The organism is Geomonas edaphica (assembly GCF_004917075.1).
Lineage (GTDB): Bacteria > Desulfobacterota > Desulfuromonadia > Geobacterales > Geobacteraceae > Geomonas > Geomonas edaphica.
Genome location: NZ_SSYB01000004.1, coordinates 415,133 through 436,921, shown reverse-complemented (window position 1 = coordinate 436,921; position 21,789 = coordinate 415,133). Strand labels below are relative to the sequence as shown.

The following is a 21,789-nucleotide window of genomic DNA, read 5'->3' as shown; positions in this document are numbered from 1 at the left end:
GTCAAAAAAACATCCCCCGCCGCAGTTTTTTTGACTGGCGCGGCGCGCCGAACCCCCTTTCGGCGCCGCCGGAAAAATCTCCCCAGATAAAACCGTGCAGTATCGGCAGCTTAGCGTGTCGGTGCGTCGCGCACTGCTACGGCATGCCTTTTGCCATGCACTTCTCCTATGATCCGCTTCCCGCGCAAAACCAGACCGTGGCTCCTCCTGGGGCTCGTCATGACGCTCTTCGCCTGCGCGCTCCCGACGGGCGCCTTCGCACAGCAGCAAAATCGACTGCTGCGCATCGCCGTATATCCCCACCAAGGGTTCACCAGGGTCAGCCTCTCTTTCCTCTCTCCACCGGATTACACGCTGCGCGTCCTCCCCGGGCGGGTCCGGCTCGAGGTGCGCGATGCCGACGCCCCGAGCTTCAAAAAGCTGCGCAACCTGAACGACCGTCTCATCGCCGGGGTCAACGCCTCCGAGACGCGCGGCGTACTGAACGTCTCGGTCCCGATGCGCGTGGCCGATGCCACGGCGCAGGCGGTCTCCTGCGCCAACCCGAGCGTCCTTTCCATTGACATTGGGCCGGCGATGAAGCGCGTGAATCCGGTGGACATAGCACCGGGGCGCGAGCCGATTCTCTCCGGCACCGAACGCTTCGTGCGCGATTTCGATGCCGAGCCGGGCGGGGTTCCCTTCTCCCCGACGGACGGGAAACTTCTGAAAGAACTCCTCCCCGAGGGGGAGGCGCTTTTGTTCCAGCAGGGGGAAAGCCTCCTGTACCGGGACCGCGCCGAGGAAGCGGTTAACGTCTTCGCCATGTTCGACAAGAAGGGGGACCGCGTGAAGGCGCTCGCCTCTTTCCGCTTGGGCGAGGCATACGAGAAGCTTGGACGGCACCAGGAGGCGCTTGCCTCCTTCCGCAATGCCGAAGCCCTCTGGCCCGGGTACCTGAACCAGGCGCCCGAGCTCATGCAGCCCTACTCCGACGCTCTAGCACGCACCGGCGACTTCCCCGGTGCGAGGAGGATGCTGCTGCACCTGATGGACCGCTACATCGGCACTCCGTACCAGGCCGAACTTTTGAACCGGCTCGCCGACCTGATCGAACGCAACGGACAGAAGGAGGCGGCGCTCGCCATGTACCGCAGCGTCGTTATGTACGCGCATGGGAGCGCCGCCGCGGGTAGGGCGCGCTTAAAGCTTGCCGACCGGGCGCTCTTCTCAATCTCACGCGACCGGTACCGGCAGCTCCTCACCAAGTACCAGGCCATCTACGGTGAGCCCGGGGACCCCTCCTCCCGTGACGAGGCGCTCTTCAAGATGTCGCTGCTGCTGGCGCTCTACGCCCCCCCGAAGGATGCGCTCGAAGCGGCGGTGACCTACAACCGGCGCTACCCCCGCGGCATCTTCTCCACCGTCCTCAGCAAGATGCGCGAGGAGATCCTGTTCCCCGTCTACCAGGAGGCCGCCGCGGCCGGCAACGACGACGCGCTCGTGCACCTCGCCATGGACAACCGCGAGTACCTCTCCCGCTGCTTCGGCGACGCCGGCTTCGCGCCGCGGCTCTCCCAGGCCTTCGAGAAGACCGGGAAGACGGCGCAGGAGCTGGAGCTCTTCAACTACCTTGACGGAAAGAACTGGGCGGCTTCGAGCGCCCCCTTCATGCTTTCGCGCATGGTGGACGACGCGGTCGTTTTAGGGAACGCGCCGCTGGCCGAGTCGACCGCGCGCGGCTTCCTCGGACGCTACCCGCGCGACCCCAATCTCGGTAAGGTGCGGGAGCAGCTCGGGCGGCTCGCCTTCGAGAAGGGGGACCTCCCCGGGGCGGCGGCGCAGTTAGCCTTCCTGAAGGCGCCAAAGGCCAAGGCCTCTCTCCCCGACAGCGAGTACTACCTCGGCAAGGCGCTGCAGGCCGCCAAAGACCACGGCGGCGCGGTGCGCAGTCTCATCCGTTTCACGACGGGCGCGAAAAGCGGCAATCCCCTTCTCCCGGACGCCTACTACAACCTCGCCGTCGAGCTCGCCGAGGTGAAGGACTACCCGCACGCCCTCGCGGCCTGCCAGGTTGGCGCCAGCGTCGCCGGCGGGGAAATGGTGGGTCAGTTCCTGTTCAAGGCCGGGGAGCTGCAGTTAAAGCTCGGGGCGGTGCGCGAGGCGAAGGCGAGCTGGGAGAAAGCGACCGGCATGGGCGGGACCTGGGGCAAGCTGGCCGGCGAGGCGTTGAACGACCTCAACTGGCGCATGAAGATCGCCGGAGAACTTCCCTGACGCTGTCAGAAATATGACTTTGTCGTTGTCGGCGCGTGCAAGCTGCCGATAACACAGACCTGTCGCGCTGGTACGGCTTTTGCTGCTGCAGCTTGGCGACAAGGAGGAAGCACATGCCTGTACAAGGAATTTTCGGGACGACCGTTGAACTTCTGGGGAAGACCCTGGACCTCAGGGCTAAACGGCAGACGATGATCTCGTCGAACCTCGCCAACGTGGAAACCCCCGGCTATACGCCCACCGACGTCTCTTTCGAGAGCCAGTTGAAGAGCGCCCTCAAGGGAGGGGCGAAGGAGAGCGGGGTCACCAACCCGCGCCACATCCCGCTCAAGGGGCGCGCCGCGTCGCTTGAGAGGGTACAAGGGGACGTGGTCGAGGTCGACACGCGCACCACGGGCCCGGACGGCAACGGTGTAGAGATGGAGACCGAGATGGGGCGTCTGGCCGAGAACCAGATCATGTACAACGCCAGTGTGCAGCTCCTCGGCAAGAAGTTCGATGAGTTGAAGCAGGCGATAAGGGGTACCTTATAATGGACTTTTTCACCTCGATGGACATCAGTGCCTCGGCCCTGGCCGCCGAACGCACCAGGATGAACCTCATCTCCTCCAACCTGGCCAACGTCAATTCCACCAGGACCGCGGAAGGTGGCCCGTATCGGCGCAAGGACGCGGTCTTCACCGCCACTCCGCTCAAGGAGGCCGGCTCCTTCGGCGCAGCACTCTCCCGTGCCAACGACGCCCGCAGCGTCCAGGTGACCCAGGTAAACGAGGACCAGCGCCCCCCGAGGCTGCAGTACGAGCCGGGGCACCCGGACGCGGACCCGAACGGGTACGTGGCTTATCCCAACATCAACGTCGTCGAGGAGATGGCGGACATGATCACCGCAAGCCGCAGCTACGAGGCGAACATCACCGCGACCAACGCGGCGAAGAGCATGGCTCTTAAGACGCTCGATCTGCTGCGCTAGCGAGGAGGTAATCAATGGCAATGGAAATTTCGGCACTCACCAAGGTAGACGGCCTCTCGCAGGCGTTTCCCGCCAAAGAGGCGCAGGCCACCCAGGCCAACCCCACCGTCGGCTTCGGCACGTTCCTCGATGAGATGGTTTCCAAGGTGAACGAGCAGCAGGCGACCGCCGATAAGTCGATCCAGGCGATGGCGACCGGCGAGGGGAAAGGGCTGCACGAGGTCATGCTCGCGGTGGAAAAGGCGAACATCTCCTTCCAGCTCCTGACGCAGGTGCGCAACAAGGCGGTCGAGGCGTACCAGGAGATCATGAGGATGCCGGTATAACCTGCATAACTTGGAGACACCATGCCGGAAGGGCTTAAAAAATTGTTGGAACCTTTTCTCGCTCTGTCGACCGGGAAGCGGCTCGTCGTCGGGGGGGTGGCGCTCGTCTCGCTCCTCGCGTTCGCGGCGCTCATCACCGTGGCGAACAAGACGGACTACCGTCCGCTCTTCGCCAACCTGACGAGCGAGGATGCCGGCGAGATCGTCAAAAAATTGAAAGAGCAGAAGGTGCCGTACCAGATCACCGACGACGGCAAGGCGATCATGGTCCCCTCGGACAAGGTCTACGACCTGAGGCTCTCCATGGCGAGCGATGGACTCCCCCAGGGAGGCGGGGTAGGGTACGAGATCTTCGACCGCAAGAACTTCGGCATGACCGAGTTCGTGCAGAAGCTCAACTACCAGCGCGCCCTGCAGGGTGAGCTCTCGCGCACCATCGCCCAGATCGCCGGGGTCGAGTCGGCCCGCGTGCACCTCGCCATCCCGGAGAAGACGCTCTTCAAGGACGCCGAGAAACCGGCCACCGCCTCGGTCGTGCTTAAGATGAAGTCGAACCGCGGCCTCAGGGATGCCGAGGTGCAGGGGATCGTGCACCTGGTCGCCTCCTCCATAGAGGGGATGGACCCCGAGCAGGTGACCGTTCTGGACAGCCGCGGTAAGATGCTCTCCGGCAACACCGCCTCCGACCCCGCCAGCAAGCTGACCGGATCGCGCCAGGAAACCCAGAGGAACTTCGAGAAGACCCAGGAAGACAAGCTGCAGAGCCTTCTGGACCGCGTAGTCGGCTCCGGCAAGTGCGTGGCCCGCGTCACCGCGTCCTTCGACTTCAAGCAGGTCGAGAAGTACGAGGAGCGCTACGACCCCGAGTCCGCAGCGGTCAGAAGCGAGCAGAGAAGCGAGGAGAAGGGGGGCACGACCACCACCGCGAGCGGCGTCCCGGGAGCGCAGACCAACCTCGGGCGCACCGCGCCGGGCGCCGCGGGGCAAAGCGGCGGCGGTTCCAAGACGGACGAGACCCTTAACTACGAAGTGAGCCGCTCCACGGCCCGCATCATCGAGCCGGTGGGGGCGCTTTCCAAGGTGTCGATCGCCGTGCTGGTGGACGGCAAGTACGACCTCCCCGTCGGCGCCAAGCCCGGGGCGACCCCGAAATACCAACCGCGCACCCCGGACGAGATGCAGAAGATCGAGGCGCTGGTGAAGAGCGCGGTCGGCTTCAACGCCGAGCGCGGCGACCAGGTGACCGTGGCCAACATCCCCTTCCAGGAGACCGGCGAGGGCGCGGGTGAGAAACCCCAGTGGTACGACGCCCCCATCGTGCAGGCCCTGATCAAAAACGGCCTGATCGGGCTCGGTTTCCTCGCCCTGATCCTGTTCGTGATCCGCCCGCTTCTGAAGACGCTCAAGGTGGAGAAGAAGCCCGCTTCCTCCTTCATGCCGATCCAGGACGACGCCGAGCAGGCGCACATGCTCGAGATGCAGAAGCTTGCCCAGGAGAAGATGCGGGTCACCCAGATCGAGCTGGTGGAGAAGGTCAAGCAGGACCCCTACCAGGCCGCCCAGATCCTGCAGAACTGGCTGACGCGCAAGGACTAGATGAAATCCACGACCCCTAGAGGTGCAGCATGACCGGAGCCGAAAAGGCCGCCATACTCCTTTTATATCTGGGCCCCGAGGCGACCGCCAAGGTCTTCGGCCACATGGACGACGGCGACATAAAGAGGATCAGCCAGAGCATGTCGAAACTTGGCCACGTGCCGCGCGAGGAGATCGCGTCGGTGGTGGAGGAGTTCACCGACATCACGAACCCCGAGACCGGCTTCTTCTCCCAGGGGGAGGAGTTCGTCAAGAAGATCCTCGAGAAGGCGCTCGGCCCCTTGCGCGCCGAGACCCTGTTGCAGGAGATCCGCACCTCCGGCATCGGCGACATGGCCGACCTCCTCTCCACCATGGACCCCCGCACCATCGCGAACTTCTTTTCCCAGGAGCACCCGCAGACCATCGCCGTGGTGCTCGCCAAGCTGAAACCTAAGCAGACCAGCGAGATCATCTCGCTCCTGCCGCAGGAGCTGCAGGCCGAGGTGGTGATCAGGATCGCCGAGGTCGACCAGGTCTCCCCCGAGATCCTCGCCGAGATCGACGAGGTGATCCGGGTGGAGCTGACCGCCCTGGGCGGCGTGCAGCGCTTCAAGGTGGGGGGCGTCGAGAAGGTGGTCGACATGTTCGCGCATCTCGACAGAAGCCGCGAGAAGAAGATCCTGGACAAACTCGATACCATGAACCCGCCTCTGGCCGAGGTGATCAGGAAGCACCTCTTCACCTTCGAGGACATTTTCAAGCTGGACGATCGCGCCATCCAGTCCATCATGCGCGAGGTCTCCAACGATACCCTGACCCTCGCCATGAAGACTTCGCCGGACGAGGTGAAGGACAAGATATTCCGCAACATCTCCAGCCGTGCGGCGGAGATGATCAAGGAGGACCTGGAGGTCATGGGGCCGGTACGCCTCTCCGACGTGGAGAAGGCGCAGAGCGAGATCATCAAGATCGTCCGGAAGATGGAGGAGGAAGGGAAGGTGGTCATCGCCGGACGCGGGGCGGAAGATGTCCTCGTCTAAGATCATCAGGAAGGGGCTCGAGTCCCAGACCTTCATCCTGGAGCCGCTCGGCAACGAGCTGGTCCCCCCCCCGGGGCAGGACGTGTTCCGCCAGGTTTCCCTGGCCGGCGAGGAGCCGCTGCCGGCCAAGGAAGAGGAACCGGAGGTTCCCCCCGTCATGGTCCCCGAGGAGGATGCGCTCAGGAGGATCCAGCAGGCGCACGCGGAAGGGATGAAGAAGGGGAAGCAGCAGGCCGAGGAGGATCTTGCCAAGGTGAGCGAGGCGATGGCCCAGGCCCTCCTCGCCACCGGTGCGGTGCGCGGCCAGCTCATGCACGAGGCGGAGGAGGACCTCCTGAAGCTCTCGGCGATGATCGCCCGCAAGGTGATGATGCGTGAGCTCACCATCGATCCGGGGCTGATCGCGAACCTCGTGCACGGCGCGGTGGAGCTTGCCGCCGACGAGGGGGAGATCGTGGTCCGGCTGAATCCGGAGGAGTACCAGGTGGTGGCCTACTCGCCCCAGTTCCAGGCACTCACCCGGGACCGCAAGAAGATAGTCCTGCGTGAGGACCCGACGCTTGGCCCCGCCGCGTGCGTGGTGGAGACGGTGCGCGGCAACATAGACGCCGGCTTCGACGCCCAGCTCGAGGAGATCATGCGCCGGCTTTCCGAGGAGAGAAACGCGCGGCGGGAGGATGAAAACGGTGGGGATTGATCTTGCACGCTACCTACCGGTGGTCGAGGCGGCCAAGCCGGTGCGCTTCAACGGAAAGGTGACCCAGGTGGTGGGGCTCGTGATCGAGGGGTTTTGCCCGGAGACCGCGGTCGGCAGCGTCTGCGAGGTGCACTCCGAGGGGCACGTGCCGATTCCCGCCGAGGTGGTCGGCTTCCGCGAGAACAAGACCCTGCTCATGCCGCTTGGCGAGCTGAGGGGGGTGGGGCTTGGCAGCGTCATCTCGGTCCGGCGCGAGAAGGCGGCCCTGGGGGTGGGACCTGCCCTTCTGGGGCGGGTCATCGACGGTCTCGGCGACCCCATCGACGACAAGGGGCCCATCGAGACGGTGGACGAGTACCCGATCTACGCACTGCCGGTGAACCCGATGAAGCGCCGCCCGATCAGGAAGCCCTTGAACCTCGGCATCCGCGCCATCAACGGCCTTTTGACCTGTGGCGAGGGGCAGAGGGTCGGCATCATGGCGGGCTCCGGCGTCGGCAAGTCGACCCTTCTCGGCATGATCGCCCGCTACACCGAGGCGGACGTCAACGTGATCGCCCTGATCGGCGAGCGCGGCCGCGAGCTGCGCGAGTTCATCGAGAAGGACCTGCAGGCGGAGGGGCTCAGAAAATCGGTGGTCGTGGTGGCAACGAGCGATCAGCCGCCCCTGGTGCGCATGCGCGGCGCCTACATAGCGACCACCATCGCCGAGTATTTCCAGGCGCAGGGGAAGAAGGTGCTCCTCATGATGGACTCCGCCACCCGTTTCGCCATGGCGATGCGCGAGGTGGGTCTTGCCATCGGCGAGCCCCCGACCACCAAGGGGTACACCCCGAGCGTCTTCGCCGCGCTCCCGAGGCTTCTGGAGCGGACCGGCAACTTCCAGGGGGGTAGCATCACCGGCCTATACACCGTCCTCGTCGAGGGGGACGACTTCAACGAGCCGATCTCCGACGCGATGCGCAGTATCCTCGACGGGCACATCATCCTCACCCGCGAGCTTGCCGCTCGCAACATCTACCCACCGATCGACCTCTTAAACAGCGCGAGCCGTGTCATGAGCGATGTGACCACGAGGGAACACCGGGCGCTTGCCGGGCAGTTCAAGGAGACCCTGGCGACCTATCGGCAGGCCGAGGACATGATCAACATCGGCGCCTACAAGGCGGGGAGCAACCCGAAGATCGACACGGCGGTGGCGAGGATGGACCGGATGGTCGCGTATCTGAAGCAGGACGTGGCCGACGAGGTGAATTTCGAGGAATCGATCGAGGCGCTCGCGAGGATCTTTGAGTAGCACGCTTTATGCAGCATGCTCTGCGGCCCCGGCCGCGTGCCGGGATTTTGACACGCTGCCCTCAGCAGTCTCAGGAAATAGTTGAACGCCAAATGGGTGGGCTGAACACACCCCGCGGCGCTTGCCCACCGTAGCCTTGGCGAAGGTGGGTAGCCTTGGCGGAGGTGGGAGGAAAGACCATGGCAGGACAGGAATTCAGACTCGAACAGGTGCTCAAGTTCCGCAAGGAAGTGGAGAAGATGCACCAGTTGGAACTCGCTGCGGCGAAGCAGCAGCACGAGAACGCCAGGGATCGGCTGAAAAACGAAAAGGCCATGATGGAGCAGCGGGAAAAGGAATGCGCCGAGCGCCAGATGAACGGCATCGAGGCGAAGGACCTGCAGCTATACGGTGACTTCTCCAGACGCAAGAGCCAGGAAATCCTGCAGTTGCGGGAGAGCCTGGTGGTTCTCGAGAAGGCGGTGCAGGAAAAGCGCGAGGCCCTTTTGGCCGCGGCGAAGGAAAAGAAGGCCCTTGAGGTTTTCAAGGAGAAGAAGATGCGGGACCTGAGGATGGAACAGCAGAACCGGGAACGCGCCTTCCTGGACGAGATCGCGGTCCAGGGGAGGGGGCGTAAGTGAAAGGGGTGTTACGGACCGCCGCCGTCGCGCTCGTCGCGCTGCCGCTTTTAAGCGGTGGTGGGGAAGGGCCATCGGTGCAGGCGGCCGAGGTGAAGAACGCTCCCCGCTCCGCGGCTTCCACCGAGGCCGCGGCACTCGAGGCGAAACGGCAGCAGCTGGCACAGAAGGAAGCGGCGCTGAACGCGAAGGAGGCCGAGCTGAACCGCCTCTCCGCCAAGCTCGACGCCCGGGTCGCAGAACTGAACGCGGCCAAGAAGGGGCTTGAGGAGTCGCTCACCGCGAAGAACAAGCAGGACGACGAGCGCTACAAGAAAATGATCAAGATCTACAAGGGGTTGAAGCCGGAGGATGCGGGTAACCTGCTCAACAAACTGAACGAGAAGATGGTGATCCAGATGCTGAACCAGATGGATCAAAAGACCGCCGTCAAGCTCATCCCCTTCATCAGCCAGCCGCGGGTCCTTGAATGGACCAGGCTGAACCTCGCCGGCAAGTAGGCGAAGATACTGAATGAACCGCTCGTCAGGGCGGATTCGACCGGCGGTGAATACCGCCGTAATGCCAAACAAAAAGGAGGTGATACGAGATGATGATTCAAAACGCAGCATTTATTCCAGACGCCTTCCCGGCGGCTCCGGCTGGGACGGCAGCACCCGCGGCACCTTCAGGTGCAGTAGGCTTCCAGCAGATGCTACAGGGGAAACAGGCGCAGGCCTCAACCAAGGACAAAGCGGAGGCGAAGCAACCGGCGGCGGAAAGCAAATCCGCGAAGGAAACCGGTGCGAAGGCCGAAGCGGCGTCGCAAGCCGCCCCCCGCAAGGGAGCGGTCTCCCAAGAGGCACAGCCGGGGGCTACGGTTGCGGCAAGGCAACGCCCGGCGCAGGATACCTCCGACGGCGCGGTGCGGGAAGCGACCGCGGCCACCGCAGAGCCTGCGGGCAAGGCGCCTTCCGAAAAGGCAGGAGCCCCGGAGGAAGCGGTAACACCCGCGCAGGACACTAACTCTGCCGACCTGGTGCGGTCGGCGCAGGAAAACGTCCCGGCGGGGCTCAACCCGGACCCTAACCCGGGACTGGTCGTGGCGATGGCGCAAGTGGCGTCACACCAGGAGCAAAACAAAGGTGTGGGCAACGCCGACGAGGCGGGCGCTCAGGCGCTCTCCATACTGGAAGCCCTGCAGCAGCGGCTGCAGCAGCCTGACGTCGAGGCAAAAGGTCCCCAGGCCGGGGAGCCCGAGGCGGCACAGGCCGCGAAGCCGGAAGTTGAACTGGAAGCTAAGCAGGAAAAAACGGGAGACCGGCCCCTTGCGGGCGCGGCAACCGGAGCCGAAACAGGCCAGAAGGCCGAGGCGGCGCAGCTTACCCGTGAGGAGCGGGGAGCAAAGGTTATCACTCCGACGGGCGCCACAGAAAGGGCGCAGGTCGAGGAGCCCCAGGCGCAGGAGGAGGCGTCCGGGAAGGTGGCGCAGCCTAAGGAGCTTCCCGAGGCGGCCAAAACATCCGTCGTTGCCGATCAGACGGCAGCGGCAGAGCGTCTCTCCGCGCGGCAGCAAGGGGAGGGGCGGTTTGTCGCCATGCCGGTACGCGACCTCTCCGGGCAGACGGCGGAGAACGCGAAGGTGGCGACAACTGCTGTTACCGACGACACGGCAACCGAGGCGACGGCCCCGACACAGGGGGACGCTGCCACGGCTACTAAGGAAACCTCCAGCGCCGTTGACGGCGCGACCCGGGAAACGACGGCAAAGCAGGCAGCGGTCGAGGTCAAGGTGGCCTCCGGCGAGGGCAAGATGGAGAACGTTGCCGGCGCGGATCAGCAAACGACCCAGGCTTCCGCCGACGCCGATCCCGCGACTGGGAAGGCCCCGCAGCACAGGGAGATGCGCCACGGCGAGTCCCCCGCAGGCAAGGAAGGGCGCGGCGCTGAGCAGGCTTTGCAGGCCGGCGCGGCGAAGAACTCCGGCGAAGAGGTTTCCGGCACCGGACGTGCAACACCCGCGGCAAGCAAACTGACCCCGGAAACGGGTGCGCTTCGTGAGGCTTCGGAAGGCCATGGCGGCGGGACGCAGCAAAAAGGAGAGCAGCAAAACGGGCACATGCTCGGCGCCGGGGTAGTGGCGCAGGGTAACGCCGCCGACACGGTGCCTGTCGAAGCGAAACAGGCGCAGGCAAGGACCCCGCTGCACGAGAGTATACTGGCGCAGGTAAAGGAAGGGGTGGTGACCCATGACGGCAAGGGGAACGGCCAGATGAGCATCCGGCTGAACCCGGGTGAACTGGGCGAGTTGAAGATCCAGGTCCGCATGGAGAACAACAGGCTGAACGTCGAGATCCAGGCCGACAACCGGATGGTCAAGGACCTGCTCCTTGGCAACCTCGACTCCCTCAAGGAGGCCCTTTCCGGCAAGAATCTCACCATGGACGGTTTCAACGTCTCCACCGGCGGTGGCGGCTTCAACGGCCCGCTCAACGAGGAGAGAGGGAACCAGAAACAGCAGCAGCCCCAAAGGTTCGCCAGGGGTGCAGGGTACGACGGCCAGGATGCACCGCGAGTCAATTATCTGACTGCCGAGGTCAACAGCCTGCTCGACGTGAGATTCTAAAAAGGAGGAAGGCATGATTACCGATGCAACATCGGCGGCAAGTACCTCGCAGGCGGCGGCCGCCATGAAACAGGCAACCGGGATGAACAAGGACGACTTCCTGAAGTTGTTCGTGACCCAGCTGCAGAACCAGGATCCCCTGAATCCGCAGGACGGCACGCAGTTCATCTCCCAGCTGGCCCAGCTGACCCAGGTCGAGCAGGCCTACAACACCAACACGAACCTCCAGAGCCTCTTGTCCCAGGGGAACAACGCGGGAACCCTCGCGGCGGTATCCCTGATCGGCAAGGAGGTGGAGGCAGCCGGTTCGCAGGTGGAACTCAGCTCCGGGAGCGCTTCCGCGGTCAACTACAACCTGGCAAGGAGCGCCACGACGGTCACCGTCTCGATCCTCGACGCCAACGGCAAGGTGGTGAAGACCATCGACGGCGGGTCGCAGGGCATCGGGAACAACAACGTGAGCTGGGACGGCACCGACAGCTCCGGCGCGACGCTCACCCCGGGTGCCTACAGCTTCAACGTCTCGGCAAAGGATGCAACCGGCAACACGGTCACCAGCACGGGGCTGGTGCGCGGCAGGGTGAACGGCGTGGACATGTCCGGAGCCACACCGGTACTCTCCGTCGGATCGCTCAAGCTGAACCTTACGGATGTCACTTCGGTAGCCGAGGGGGCCTAGGATGATCGACAACAGCATCCTCTTTCCCCAACCGATCCAGGCACCGGTAAAGCCCAACGCGAACGGGAACAAGCCCGCCGCCAAGGGAACCGGCAGCGGCACAGCGTTCGCCCAGGTCCTGGACCAGAAACTCCCGGGTCAGCCGGTAAAGCTGTCGCAGCACGCCCAGGAGCGCCTGAAATCCCGCGGTATCACCCTCTCCGACGCCGACATGAAGCAGTTGGAAGGGGCGGTGGACAGCGTTGCGCAAAAAGGCGGCAGGGAGTCCCTGATCCTGATGGGGGACGCGGCCCTCGTGGTAAGCGTCAAAAACCGGACAGTGGTCACCGCCATGGATCGTCAGGGGATGAAAGGAAACGTTTTCACCAACATCGACTCGGCAGTATTTTTCTAAACACGACAAACGAAACGGGCTGGCCCTCCAGAAGGAAAGCCCGCGGGACACCGACCGACAGAGGGGTCCCACAACCTAAGCCCAAGGAGGCAAAAAAATGAGCGTTACTTCCGCACTGTTTACCGGCGTTACCGGTCTCATCCAGAACGGCGAAGCGATGAACGTTATCGGCAACAACATCTCCAACGTCAACACCGTAGGCTTCAAGGGGGCAAGGACCCTCTTCTCCGATATGCTCTCCCAGAACGTAGGCGGGGGCTCCCAGATCGGTAAAGGCGTGCAGATGCAGGTAGTGCAGAACATGTTCAGCCAAGGCTCCACCCAGACCTCGGAGAACGTAACCGACCTCTCCATCCAGGGGAACAGCTTCTTCGCGCTGGCACCGCCGACCGCGACCTTCCCCATCGGCACCCAGAATTCCGCTTTTCTCTCCCGCGCCGGCGCCTTCCAGGTGGACAACAACCTGACCCTGGTGAACCCGGACGGCTACCAGGTGCTCGACACCCAGGGTAACCCGATCAAGTTCGTGAACTCCGGCACCGCACCGACCACCGACTTCGGCAAGATCATCAGCGTCGACAACTCGGGGCTCATCACCTACCTCGCGACCGACGGCATCACCCAGAACTACTACAACACCTCCGGGGCGGTCGGTGTCCCTGCGACCGTCGCGAACGCGGCCACCGTGCAGCGCCTTGCCCTGGTCACCGCTTCCGATCCGACCGCCCTCACCAAGATGGGGGGCTCGCTCTACCAGGCGAGCACCGACGCCGGCGTTCCGACCACCGCTTTCTCACTCGCCTCCAACAAGGCCAACGGCGTGAGCGAGAAGATCCTCTCGAACAGCCTCGAACAGAGCAACGTCGACATGGCGAGCGAGTTCGTCAAGATGATCATCACGCAGAGGGCCTACTCCGCCAACTCCAAGACCATCACCACCACGGACCAGATGACGCAGGAAGTCCTGCAGCTGATCCGCTAGCGAAACCGGGGGCGCGGCGCAAGCCGCGCCCCCAATCCTTCCCCGCGTCAAAGCCGCCCCCGACGTCGTAGCTCTGACACCCGCGTCCCGCTCACGCGCGCCCGCTCTTTCCGCGCTCCATCCCCTTCGTTTCCGCTCCCGTATCCCGCATGCCGCGGGAAATGCGCTCCCTGCGTCGCGTGCGCCGCACCGGTAGCCTGGAGCAACTGCGTGCCGGTCAAAAAGTTGACCCGGTTCCGGCCGCCGCATAGGGGGGGCTCATTCCCCGGCACATCACGATACATAGTGATATGGTGCAACGCGCCGTAACATAAGGGTTTGCAAGGCGTTCAGCCGGTGCCGCCCGGCGCCCGTGCCGTCATAACAGGCGCGGCTTCGCGGATCTGGCATCTCGGTTGCAAGGGTGTTCAAACCGAATACACCAGCTCTCGCTGTTTAAAAGGAGAACCCAGCATGGCCGAACCGGCAAAGGCCCCAGAGACCCCAGAAAAGAACAACAAGAAGCTCTTCATCATCATCGGCGCCGTGGTGGCGGTCCTCGCCATCGGCGGGGCGGCCGCCTTTTTCATGGGAGGAAGCAAGAAGGAGAAAGCTCCCGAAGGCGCAAAGGTCGAGGCGAAGGCGGAAGGTGGGGAGCATGGAGCACCGGCCAAGGAAGGGGGCGAGGGTGGGGCTGCCGTCGGTGGCACCATCTATCCCCTGGAGCCCTTCATCGTCAACATCTACGACGGTCAGGAACTGCGCTACCTGAAGATCAAGGTGGAGTTCGAGATGGCCAACCCTCAGGCCAAGGCCGAGCTTGACGCAAAGCTCGCACCGCTTCGGGACGCCATCCTCATCCTCCTGACCACGAAAACCATGCAGGAGATCCAGGACCTGCAGGGTAAAAACCAGCTGCGCGAACAGATCCTCGCCGCCGTTTCCAAGGTGGTGCCGCCCAGCAAGATAACCAAGGTCTACTTCACCGACTTCGTTGTGCAGTAGGGGGCTCTCGATGGAAAAAATCCTCACCAAGGCAGAGATCGACGCCCTCGTGGCGGCCGTGTTCAGCGGGACCCTGGTCCTCGAGCGCGAGCTCCACTCGGAAAAGACCGCGCGGGTTCGCCGCACCGAATACGTGGTGCAGTAAAAGGTGCCATCGATGGAAAAACTCCTCACCAAGGAAGAGATTGACGCCCTCGTGGCGGCCGTTTTCGACGGGACCCTGGTCCCGGAGAACGAGCTCGCCAAGGAAGGGCCTCAGGCGGAGCAGTTCGACCTGCTCGACATCGAGGCTCATCGCGCCATCCCGAACCTTGACATCGTCTACGACGGTTTCATCCGCTACAACCGGGTCACCATGTCGAACCGGCTCGGGCGGATGGTGGACATCAAGAAGGAGGAGGCGGTCCCCTACAAGTTCGGGGATTTCCTGAGCGTGCTTCCTTCGCCGGTCTGTATGGCGATCTACAAGATGGACCCCCTGAAGGGTGCCGCCCTCATCGCCTTCGACAGCACCCTGGTCTTCACCATCGTGGACAGCATCCTGGGTGGCTCCGGTGTTCCGTCCGGGCAGGGGATGAACCGCCTGTTCACCTCGATCGAGCTCCGCCTCGTCGAGAAGATCGTCAAGGATGCGCTGGCCGACCTGGAGCGCGCCTGGGCGCCGCTTTGCCCGGCGAGCATGAACCTGTTGCGCCTAGAGATGAACCCGCGCCTGGTGAACATCGTCCCCCCCGAATACCAGGTGGTCACCATGAGCATGAAGATCCAGATCGAGGAGACGGTGGGGAACATGATCCTCGCCATCCCTTTCCTGACCATCGAGCCGATCCGCGACAAGCTGAAGCGCGGGGTGCAGATGGACATGATGGTGGTGGACCCGCTCTGGTCCTACCGCCTCTCGGAGGAACTCATGGGGGCGCCGATGGACATCTCGGTCGAGATGGGTGGGGCGACCATATCGCTCGCCGACCTTACCGGCCTTACGGCGGGTGACGTGGTCATGCTCGACACAAGCGGCAAGGATGAGCTCGTGGTGAAGGTGGGGGGGACCAAGAAGTTTATGGGAATTGCCGGGGTAAGCGGCGGCAACAAGGCGGTACAGATCACGCGTACCCTGACTGGAGGTGAGGATTGAGCGAAAAACTCGCTTTGGACGAACAAAAGGAAGTCCCGCAGGTGAAGAACCTGGACTTCATCATGGATATCCCGCTGCAGCTGACCGTCGAGCTCGGGCGCACCAAGCTCCTCGTGCGCGACGTTTTGCAGCTGAACCAGGGGTCGGTGGTGGAGCTCACGAAGCTTGCCGGCGAACCGCTGGACGTCTTCGTGAACTCGAAGCTCGTGGCGCGCGGCGAGGCGGTGGTGGTGAACGACAAGTTCGGCATCCGGCTCCTCGATATCGTGAGCCCGAACGAAAGGGTGGACAAGGTGCTATGAGAACGCTTGCCGCAGTAACCGCCCTCTTTTTCGCCCTCCCCGGGGCGGCGCACGCCGAAGGCGGGCCCGACCTGGTGGGGAGCATGGCTCAGATGGCGGGATCGCTCATGCTCGTGATCGGGATCATCCTGATCCTCTATTACCTAGCCGGGCGCCTGCTGAAGATGCCGCAGGGGAACCGGGGCGGCTACATCCGGGTGGTGGAGACGAAGCACCTGGCGCCTAAGAAGTCGCTCATGCTGGTGGAGGTGGGGGGAGAGTACCTGCTCCTCAGTAACAGCGGCGAGGGGGTCACCCTGATCAAGCAGGTGGAGATGCTGGAGGAGATCGAGGTGGTCCCCGAAGGCGTCGGCGGGCTGGTCGTACCGGACCGGCTCAAGGACAAGCTGGCGGCGCTCAAGGGTGTGCTCCCGCGCAGGGAGGCGCCGCTCGCACAGTTAAGGAAAAGCGGTGGATGTGCGTGAAAGCTGACAAGATCCTCGGGGTTGTTCTTCTGGCGGCCCTCTCCCTCGTTCTGGTCGCGACTGCGGGTGCCGAGCCCCTCTCCCTCCCCACGGTAAGCGTCGGGGTCGGCAAGGTGAGCAAGCCCGGCGACGTCTCCGTGGTGCTGCAGATCTTCTTCATGATGACGGTCATCTCGTTGGCGCCAAGCCTCCTGATGATGACCACCTCCTTCACCCGCATCGTCGTGGTGCTCTCCTTTCTCCGTTCGGCGCTCGGGACGCAGCAGGCCCCCTCGAACCAGATCATCGTCGGGCTGTCGCTGTTTCTCACCTTCTTCGTGATGGCGCCGGTCTGGCAGCAGGTGAACACCCAGGCGCTGCAGCCCTACAAGGCGAACACGATCACCCAGGAGGAAGCCCTCAAGCGCGGCGTGGCGCCGCTTAGGAAGTTCATGCTCTCCCAGGTGCGCGAGAAGGACCTGGCGCTCTTCATCAGCCTATCCAAGCTCCCGAGGCCCCGTAACGCCGACGACATCCCGACCATGACCCTGATCCCGGCCTACATGGTGAGCGAGCTGAAGACCGCGTTCCAGATCGGATTCCTCATCTTCATCCCGTTCCTCGTGCTGGACATGGTGGTCGCCTCGGTGCTCATGTCGATGGGTATGATGATGCTGCCGCCGGTGATGATCTCGCTCCCCTTCAAGATCCTCCTCTTCGTGCTGGTGGACGGCTGGGGGCTCGTGATCGGATCGCTGGTGAAGAGCTTCGGATAAGGAGTTAGTAATGACCCCGGAAATGGTAGTGCAACTCGGCAGGCGGAGCTTCGAGGCGGTGATCCTCCTCTCGGCGCCGCTTCTCATCTGCGCCCTCGTCGTGGGCCTTCTCGTCAGTATCTTCCAGGCGGTAACCTCCATCAACGAGGCGACACTCGCCTTCGCTCCCAAGATCATCGCCGTCATGGTCGCCATGGTCGTCTTCTTCCCCTGGATGATGATGTACATGAGCGACTTCACGCGCGAGATCTACGGCATGATCGCCAACATGAGGCACTAGGTGTTCGGCTCCCTCCCCTTAAGCACCCTGGCCGACCTGATCCCCTTCGGCCTCGTCCTTGCCCGGGTGTCGGGGCTCTTCATGGCGATCCCGATCTTCGGCGCCCGCGTGGTACCGAACCGGGTCAAGGCGGTGCTCATCTTCGCCCTGACCCTGCTCATCTTCCCGATCATCCGGCCGCAGGCGATGACCGCGGCGAACGACTCCATCTCCCTCATCCTCCTGGTGGTGCAGGAAGCGCTCATCGGGCTCACCCTCGGGGCGATGTCGCAGTTCGTCTTCGCCGCGGTGGAGCTCTGCGGCCAGCTGGTGGGGACCCAGATGGGGATCTCCATCGCCGCACAGTTCGACCCGACCACCCAGAACAACGTCCCGACCATGGCGATCTTCCAGGGAGCGCTCACCACCCTCATCTTCCTCTCGCTCGGCGTGCACCACTTCTTCATAAAGGCGATGGTGGAGAGTTACCAGGTGATCCCGCTCGGGGCCTGGCACGTGAGCGGGGGGCTTTTGAAGTTCATGAGCCAGGCGAGCACCGGGGTCTTCGTCATCGCGATCAAGCTCGCGGCGCCGGTCTCGGTGGCCCTTTTGGCGACGACCGTGGCGCTTGGCATCGTGGCCAGGAGCTTCCCGGCCATGAACGTCTTCATGGTGAGCATGCCGCTAAACATTGGTATCGGTTTCCTCCTCCTCGGCATCTCCCTCCCCATCTTCCTCAGGGTGCTGCAGGGAAGCTTCGCCAACTTCACGGACCAGATGCGCACGCTCTTCAGGCTACTCGCCTAAGGCCCTCCCATGTCCGACGACAAACACTCCAAAACAGAGAAGCCGACAAGCAAGAAGATCTCTGACGCTAAGAGCAAGGGACAGGTCGCGCGCAGCCGCGAGATGACCTCGGCCTTCACCCTCATCGCGGCCATGATCGGTCTCTACGCGAGCTCGGGGCTCATCCTGAAGACGCTGCAGGGGACCATGAGGGACATCTTCGGCGGGCTTGCCACCATCGAGGTGACCACCGGCGGGGTGCATCACCTGATGATGAAGGAGTTCGGCAACCTGGCCATCATGGTCGCCCCGTTCATGCTGGTCTGCCTCATTGCGGGGATGGCGGTGGAGATCGGCCAGGGTGGGATCAACCTGAGCTCGGAGAAGCTGAAGTTCGACCTGGGGCGCCTGAACCCGGTGCAGGGGGTGTCGAGGCTCTTCAACAAGGACTCGGTCTTCGAGGTGGCCAAGTCCTTCATGAAGATGGCGATCGTGGGGTACATGGCCTACAAGATCCTCGCCGAAGAGATGGAGGGGATCGTCTTCCTGGTGGACCAGGACCTGCAGGGGATCCTGCTGTTCATAGGGCACCTTGCCTTCAAGATCGTGCTGCACACCTGCGGCGTGCTGATACTCCTCGCGGTCCTCGACCTTGCCTTCGTGAAGTGGCGCTTCACAGAGAACCTGATGATGACCAAACAGGAGGTGAAGGACGAGCACAAGAACACGGAGGGGGACCCGGCCATCAAGGGGAAGCAGCGCCAGAAGGCCTTCCAGATGGCGCGCCGCCGCATGCGCCAGATCGTGCCGACCGCGGACGTCGTGGTCACCAACCCGACCCACTACGCCGTCGCGCTCAAGTACGACCGCTTCAAGATGTCCGCCCCGATGGTGATCTTCAAGGGGGTCGACGAGATGGCGCTGCAGATCAAGATCGTGGCGCGGGAGAACGGAGTGACCCTGGTGGAAAACCGCTTCCTAGCCCGCGAGCTCCATGCCCAAGTGGACGAGGGGGGCGAGATCCCGGAGGGGCTCTACGCCGCGGTAGCCGAGATCTTGGCCTACGTTTACAGTTTGAAGAAGAGGTGAGGCGGCCGCCTCACCCCCAAAGGATCAGCCCCGGGTCGTACACGGTCCCCAGTTCCGGGTGCCGCGGCATGACCCTCAAGAGAAAGCCGTGCCGCCCGCAAAAACGGCACTCCAGCTCGCCGCCGAAGTGACCGGCCCGTTCCGGGTCGGGGGCGGGGGCGAGCGGCACCACTTCCCCTCCCACGATGGATCCCCTCGAATCGAGCACCCCGAAGTACACCTCGACCGCGATCTCGGATAGCGGCACCTCGCCTGGGGTGATCTGCACCGAGATGGGGACCCGCTCCCCGACGGTCACCTCCCGCGCGCACGTCGCCTCCACCGCCACGATGGAAAGCCCGCCCCATACGCCGTGCAGCCGCTCCTTCCAGCGCGCGAGTTCGACGGCCAGCCTCAGGTCGTCCCGGTTCAGCCGCTCCCAATGCTCGAAGGCGGGGAGGTAGCAGCGACGGGCGTACTCCTGCACCATGCGGTGCGTGGAGAAAACCGGGCAGAGGGTCTCCATCGACGTCTTCATGAAGGCGGTCCAGCCGCGCGGCACGCCGTCGCTCCCCCGGTTGTAGAAAAGCGGCACGATCTCCTTCTCCAAAAGGTCGTAGATGGCCCGGCTCTCCACCTCGTTCTGGTAGGTGAGATCGTCGTAGACCTCCCCCCTGCCGATGGCCCAGCCGTTGTTCCCGCGGTAACCCTCGCACCACCAGCCGTCCAGGATGCTCATGTTGAGCCCGCCGTTGAAGGCGGCCTTCATGCCGCTCGTGCCGCTCGCCTCCAAAGGTCTGAGCGGCGTGTTGAGCCAGATGTCCACCCCCTGCACGAGGCGCCGGGCCACCGAGATGTCGTAGTCCTCGAGGAAGAGGATGCGGCGCCGGAACTTCTCCTCTTTGGAGAGCTGCACGATTTGCCGGATGAGCTCCTTCCCCTGGTGGTCCGCGGGGTGTGCCTTGCCGGCGAAAACGATTTGCACCGGGCGCTCCGGGTGGTTCAGAATCCGCTCCAGGCGCTCCTTGTCGTGCAGAAGGAGCGTGCCGCGCTTGTAGGTCGCGAAGCGGCGCGCGAACCCGACGGTGAGGATCTCCGGGTCGAGTACGTCGCCGGCGCGATCGATCTCCTTGGTGCTCGCATCGAGCTTCTGCAACTGGGTCTTGAGCGAGTTTCTCGCGTAGTCCACGAGGCGCTCGGTGCCGCGGCGGTGCGTGCGCCAAAGCTCGGCGTCCGGGATGCGCGTGACCTTGCGCCAGAGGGCGTCGTCGCTCTGCTCGATCCAGCGGGTCCCGAGGTAGCGGGTCAAGAGGCCGCTCATCTCCTCGGAGAGCCAGCTCTTCTGGTGCACCCCGTTCGTTACGTAGGTGAGGGGGAGTTGTTCTTCGGGCAGGTCGGGCCAGACGTCGGCCCACATGCGGCGCGAGACCATGCCGTGCAGCTCGCTCACGCCGTTTGAGTGCAACGAGAGCTTCATGGCGAGGACCGCCATGCAGAAGTTCTCGTTGTTCCTGCCGTGGTTCTGCATCCCGAGGGCCATGAACTGCTCTCGGGAGAGACCCAGGCGGCGGTAGTACTGCCCGAGGTAGCGCTCGAGAAGATCGGGGGGGAAATGGTCGATGCCCGCCTCAACCGGCGTGTGGGTGGTGAAGACGTTGCCGCCGCGCACCGCCTCCATCGCCTCGCCGAAGGTGAGCGAACGCTCCTCCATCAGGAGGCGGATGCGCTCCAGGGCGAGGAAGGCGGCGTGCCCCTCGTTCATGTGGCAGACGTTGGGCTCGACCCCGAGAAGGCGCAGCGCCCGGACTCCGCCGATGCCGAGCAGGATCTCCTGGCGGATGCGCATCTCCTGGTCGCCGCCGTAAAGGCGCGTCGTGATCTCTCGGTCCGCGGGGGCATTCTCTTCCAGGTTGGTGTCGAGCAGGAACAGGCGCACCCGTCCCACGATGACGCGCCAGATCTGCACCAGTACCGTGCGCCCGGGGTACTCGACCTCGAAGGCGAGCGGGTTGCCGTCCGCGTCGCGCTCGAGAGCGAGGGGAAGGTTGTAGAAGTCGTTTTCGGGGTAGATCTCCTGCTGCCACCCCTCGAGGTTCAGGTACTGGCGGAAGTACCCCTGCCGGTAAAGGAGCCCGACGCCTACGAGTGGAAGCCCCAGGTCGCTGGCGGATTTCAGGTGGTCGCCGGCCAGGATGCCGAGCCCCCCCGAGTAGATCGGGAGCGACTCGTGCAGGCCGAACTCCATGGAGAAGTAGGCGATGCGGGCGCGCGGGTTGCCGTGCCGCTCGTACCAGGTGCGCGTGGCGAGGTACTCGTTGAGCCGCTCCTCCACGTGGCAGAGGTGCGACATGAACCCCTCGTCCAGCATCAGGCTCTCGTAGGTCGCCTGCTGGAGGGAGCCGAGCATCTCGAGTGGGTTGTGGCGCGTGGTGCGCCAAAGCTCCGGGTCGAGCCGTTTGAAGAGGCCGATGGCCTCCGGCTCCCAGGTCCACCAGAGGTTGTATGCGATCCGTTGCAGCCCGGTGAGCTCCTTGGGGAGCGAGGGGACAACGGTGAAGCGGTGCAGCGTCGAGAAGAGGTTCATACCGCCTCCTC

The 21,789-nt window shown here is 63.9% G+C and carries 24 protein-coding genes; 23 read left to right on the top strand and 1 reads right to left on the bottom strand.

Going from position 1 to position 21,789, the window contains the following annotated elements:
- Positions 1-219 precede the first annotated feature (219 nt).
- From E8K79_RS12700 to flhB, 23 genes are all read left to right on the top strand, one after another.
- Entirely contained in the window at positions 220-2,256 is a 2,037-nt protein-coding gene (locus E8K79_RS12700; protein WP_246043818.1) for a tetratricopeptide repeat protein, read from the top strand.
- Positions 2,257-2,369: 113 nt separating this feature from the next.
- Positions 2,370-2,789 (top strand): flagellar basal body rod protein FlgB, encoded by a 420-nt coding sequence (gene flgB / locus E8K79_RS12695; protein ID WP_136515060.1) that lies wholly within the window; start codon positions 2,370-2,372, stop codon positions 2,787-2,789.
- Positions 2,789-3,226, top strand: a complete 438-nt coding sequence (gene flgC, locus E8K79_RS12690; protein WP_135869197.1) for a flagellar basal body rod protein FlgC — start codon at positions 2,789-2,791, stop codon at positions 3,224-3,226. The genes flgB and flgC overlap by 1 nt, the downstream gene beginning before the upstream one ends.
- A gap of 20 nt (positions 3,227-3,246) precedes the next feature.
- Positions 3,247-3,552, top strand: coding sequence for a flagellar hook-basal body complex protein FliE (gene fliE / locus E8K79_RS12685; RefSeq protein WP_136515549.1), 306 nt, complete (start codon positions 3,247-3,249; stop codon positions 3,550-3,552).
- A 21-nt stretch (positions 3,553-3,573) separates the two neighbouring features.
- Positions 3,574-5,148, top strand: a complete 1,575-nt coding sequence (fliF, locus tag E8K79_RS12680) for a flagellar basal-body MS-ring/collar protein FliF (protein ID WP_136515059.1) — start codon at positions 3,574-3,576, stop codon at positions 5,146-5,148.
- 29 nt (positions 5,149-5,177) lie between these two features.
- On the top strand, positions 5,178-6,170 hold the full coding sequence (gene fliG, locus E8K79_RS12675; RefSeq protein ID WP_135869199.1) for a flagellar motor switch protein FliG: 993 nt from the start codon (positions 5,178-5,180) through the stop codon (positions 6,168-6,170).
- Complete coding sequence (locus E8K79_RS12670; RefSeq protein ID WP_136515058.1) at positions 6,157-6,867, top strand: FliH/SctL family protein; 711 nt, start codon at positions 6,157-6,159, stop codon at positions 6,865-6,867. The genes fliG and E8K79_RS12670 overlap by 14 nt, the downstream gene beginning before the upstream one ends.
- A complete protein-coding gene (gene fliI / locus E8K79_RS12665) occupies positions 6,857-8,164 on the top strand; it encodes a flagellar protein export ATPase FliI (protein ID WP_246043817.1) in 1,308 nt (435 codons plus the stop codon). The genes E8K79_RS12670 and fliI overlap by 11 nt, the downstream gene beginning before the upstream one ends.
- Before the next feature lie 179 nt (positions 8,165-8,343).
- Entirely contained in the window at positions 8,344-8,784 is a 441-nt protein-coding gene (fliJ, locus tag E8K79_RS12660) for a flagellar export protein FliJ (protein WP_136515056.1), read from the top strand.
- Positions 8,781-9,281, top strand: coding sequence for a MotE family protein (locus E8K79_RS12655; RefSeq protein WP_136515055.1), 501 nt, complete (start codon positions 8,781-8,783; stop codon positions 9,279-9,281). The genes fliJ and E8K79_RS12655 overlap by 4 nt, the downstream gene beginning before the upstream one ends.
- A gap of 89 nt (positions 9,282-9,370) precedes the next feature.
- On the top strand, positions 9,371-11,386 hold the full coding sequence (locus tag E8K79_RS12650; protein ID WP_136515054.1) for a flagellar hook-length control protein FliK: 2,016 nt from the start codon (positions 9,371-9,373) through the stop codon (positions 11,384-11,386).
- Between the two features lie 13 nt (positions 11,387-11,399).
- Entirely contained in the window at positions 11,400-12,065 is a 666-nt protein-coding gene (locus E8K79_RS12645; protein ID WP_136515053.1) for a flagellar hook assembly protein FlgD, read from the top strand.
- Position 12,066: 1 nt separating this feature from the next.
- Positions 12,067-12,459, top strand: a complete 393-nt coding sequence (locus tag E8K79_RS12640) for a TIGR02530 family flagellar biosynthesis protein (protein WP_135869206.1) — start codon at positions 12,067-12,069, stop codon at positions 12,457-12,459.
- Between the two features lie 97 nt (positions 12,460-12,556).
- Positions 12,557-13,441, top strand: coding sequence for a flagellar hook-basal body protein (locus E8K79_RS12635; protein ID WP_136515052.1), 885 nt, complete (start codon positions 12,557-12,559; stop codon positions 13,439-13,441).
- Positions 13,442-13,894: 453 nt separating this feature from the next.
- Positions 13,895-14,425, top strand: coding sequence for a flagellar basal body-associated FliL family protein (locus E8K79_RS12630; protein WP_136515051.1), 531 nt, complete (start codon positions 13,895-13,897; stop codon positions 14,423-14,425).
- A gap of 10 nt (positions 14,426-14,435) precedes the next feature.
- Positions 14,436-14,570 (top strand): hypothetical protein, encoded by a 135-nt coding sequence (locus E8K79_RS21600; RefSeq protein ID WP_281276075.1) that lies wholly within the window; start codon positions 14,436-14,438, stop codon positions 14,568-14,570.
- A gap of 12 nt (positions 14,571-14,582) precedes the next feature.
- Entirely contained in the window at positions 14,583-15,560 is a 978-nt protein-coding gene (gene fliM, locus E8K79_RS12625) for a flagellar motor switch protein FliM (RefSeq protein WP_135869209.1), read from the top strand.
- The gene (fliN, locus tag E8K79_RS12620; protein ID WP_135869210.1) at positions 15,557-15,862 is read left to right on the top strand and encodes a flagellar motor switch protein FliN; all 306 of its coding nucleotides are present in this window, start codon (positions 15,557-15,559) and stop codon (positions 15,860-15,862) included. The genes fliM and fliN overlap by 4 nt, the downstream gene beginning before the upstream one ends.
- The gene (gene fliO / locus E8K79_RS12615; protein ID WP_136515050.1) at positions 15,859-16,326 is read left to right on the top strand and encodes a flagellar biosynthetic protein FliO; all 468 of its coding nucleotides are present in this window, start codon (positions 15,859-15,861) and stop codon (positions 16,324-16,326) included. Before fliN ends, fliO begins: the two co-directional genes overlap by 4 nt.
- Positions 16,323-17,081 carry a flagellar type III secretion system pore protein FliP gene (gene fliP / locus E8K79_RS12610; RefSeq protein WP_281276074.1) on the top strand — a complete coding sequence of 253 codons (759 nt, stop codon included), beginning with the start codon at positions 16,323-16,325 and terminating at the stop codon, positions 17,079-17,081. Before fliO ends, fliP begins: the two co-directional genes overlap by 4 nt.
- A gap of 10 nt (positions 17,082-17,091) precedes the next feature.
- Positions 17,092-17,361, top strand: a complete 270-nt coding sequence (gene fliQ / locus E8K79_RS12605) for a flagellar biosynthesis protein FliQ (protein WP_129124837.1) — start codon at positions 17,092-17,094, stop codon at positions 17,359-17,361.
- Positions 17,362-18,147: a flagellar biosynthetic protein FliR gene (gene fliR, locus E8K79_RS12600; RefSeq protein WP_136515049.1), complete on the top strand. Its 786-nt coding sequence runs from the start codon at positions 17,362-17,364 to the stop codon at positions 18,145-18,147. It abuts the gene before it with no gap.
- A 9-nt stretch (positions 18,148-18,156) separates the two neighbouring features.
- Positions 18,157-19,215, top strand: a complete 1,059-nt coding sequence (gene flhB / locus E8K79_RS12595; protein ID WP_136515048.1) for a flagellar biosynthesis protein FlhB — start codon at positions 18,157-18,159, stop codon at positions 19,213-19,215.
- A 10-nt stretch (positions 19,216-19,225) separates the two neighbouring features.
- On the opposite strand, the gene glgP is transcribed toward flhB, so the two are convergent.
- Positions 19,226-21,778: an alpha-glucan family phosphorylase gene (gene glgP, locus E8K79_RS12590; protein ID WP_136515047.1), complete on the bottom strand. Its 2,553-nt coding sequence runs from the start codon at positions 21,776-21,778 to the stop codon at positions 19,226-19,228.
- Positions 21,779-21,789 lie beyond the last annotated feature (11 nt).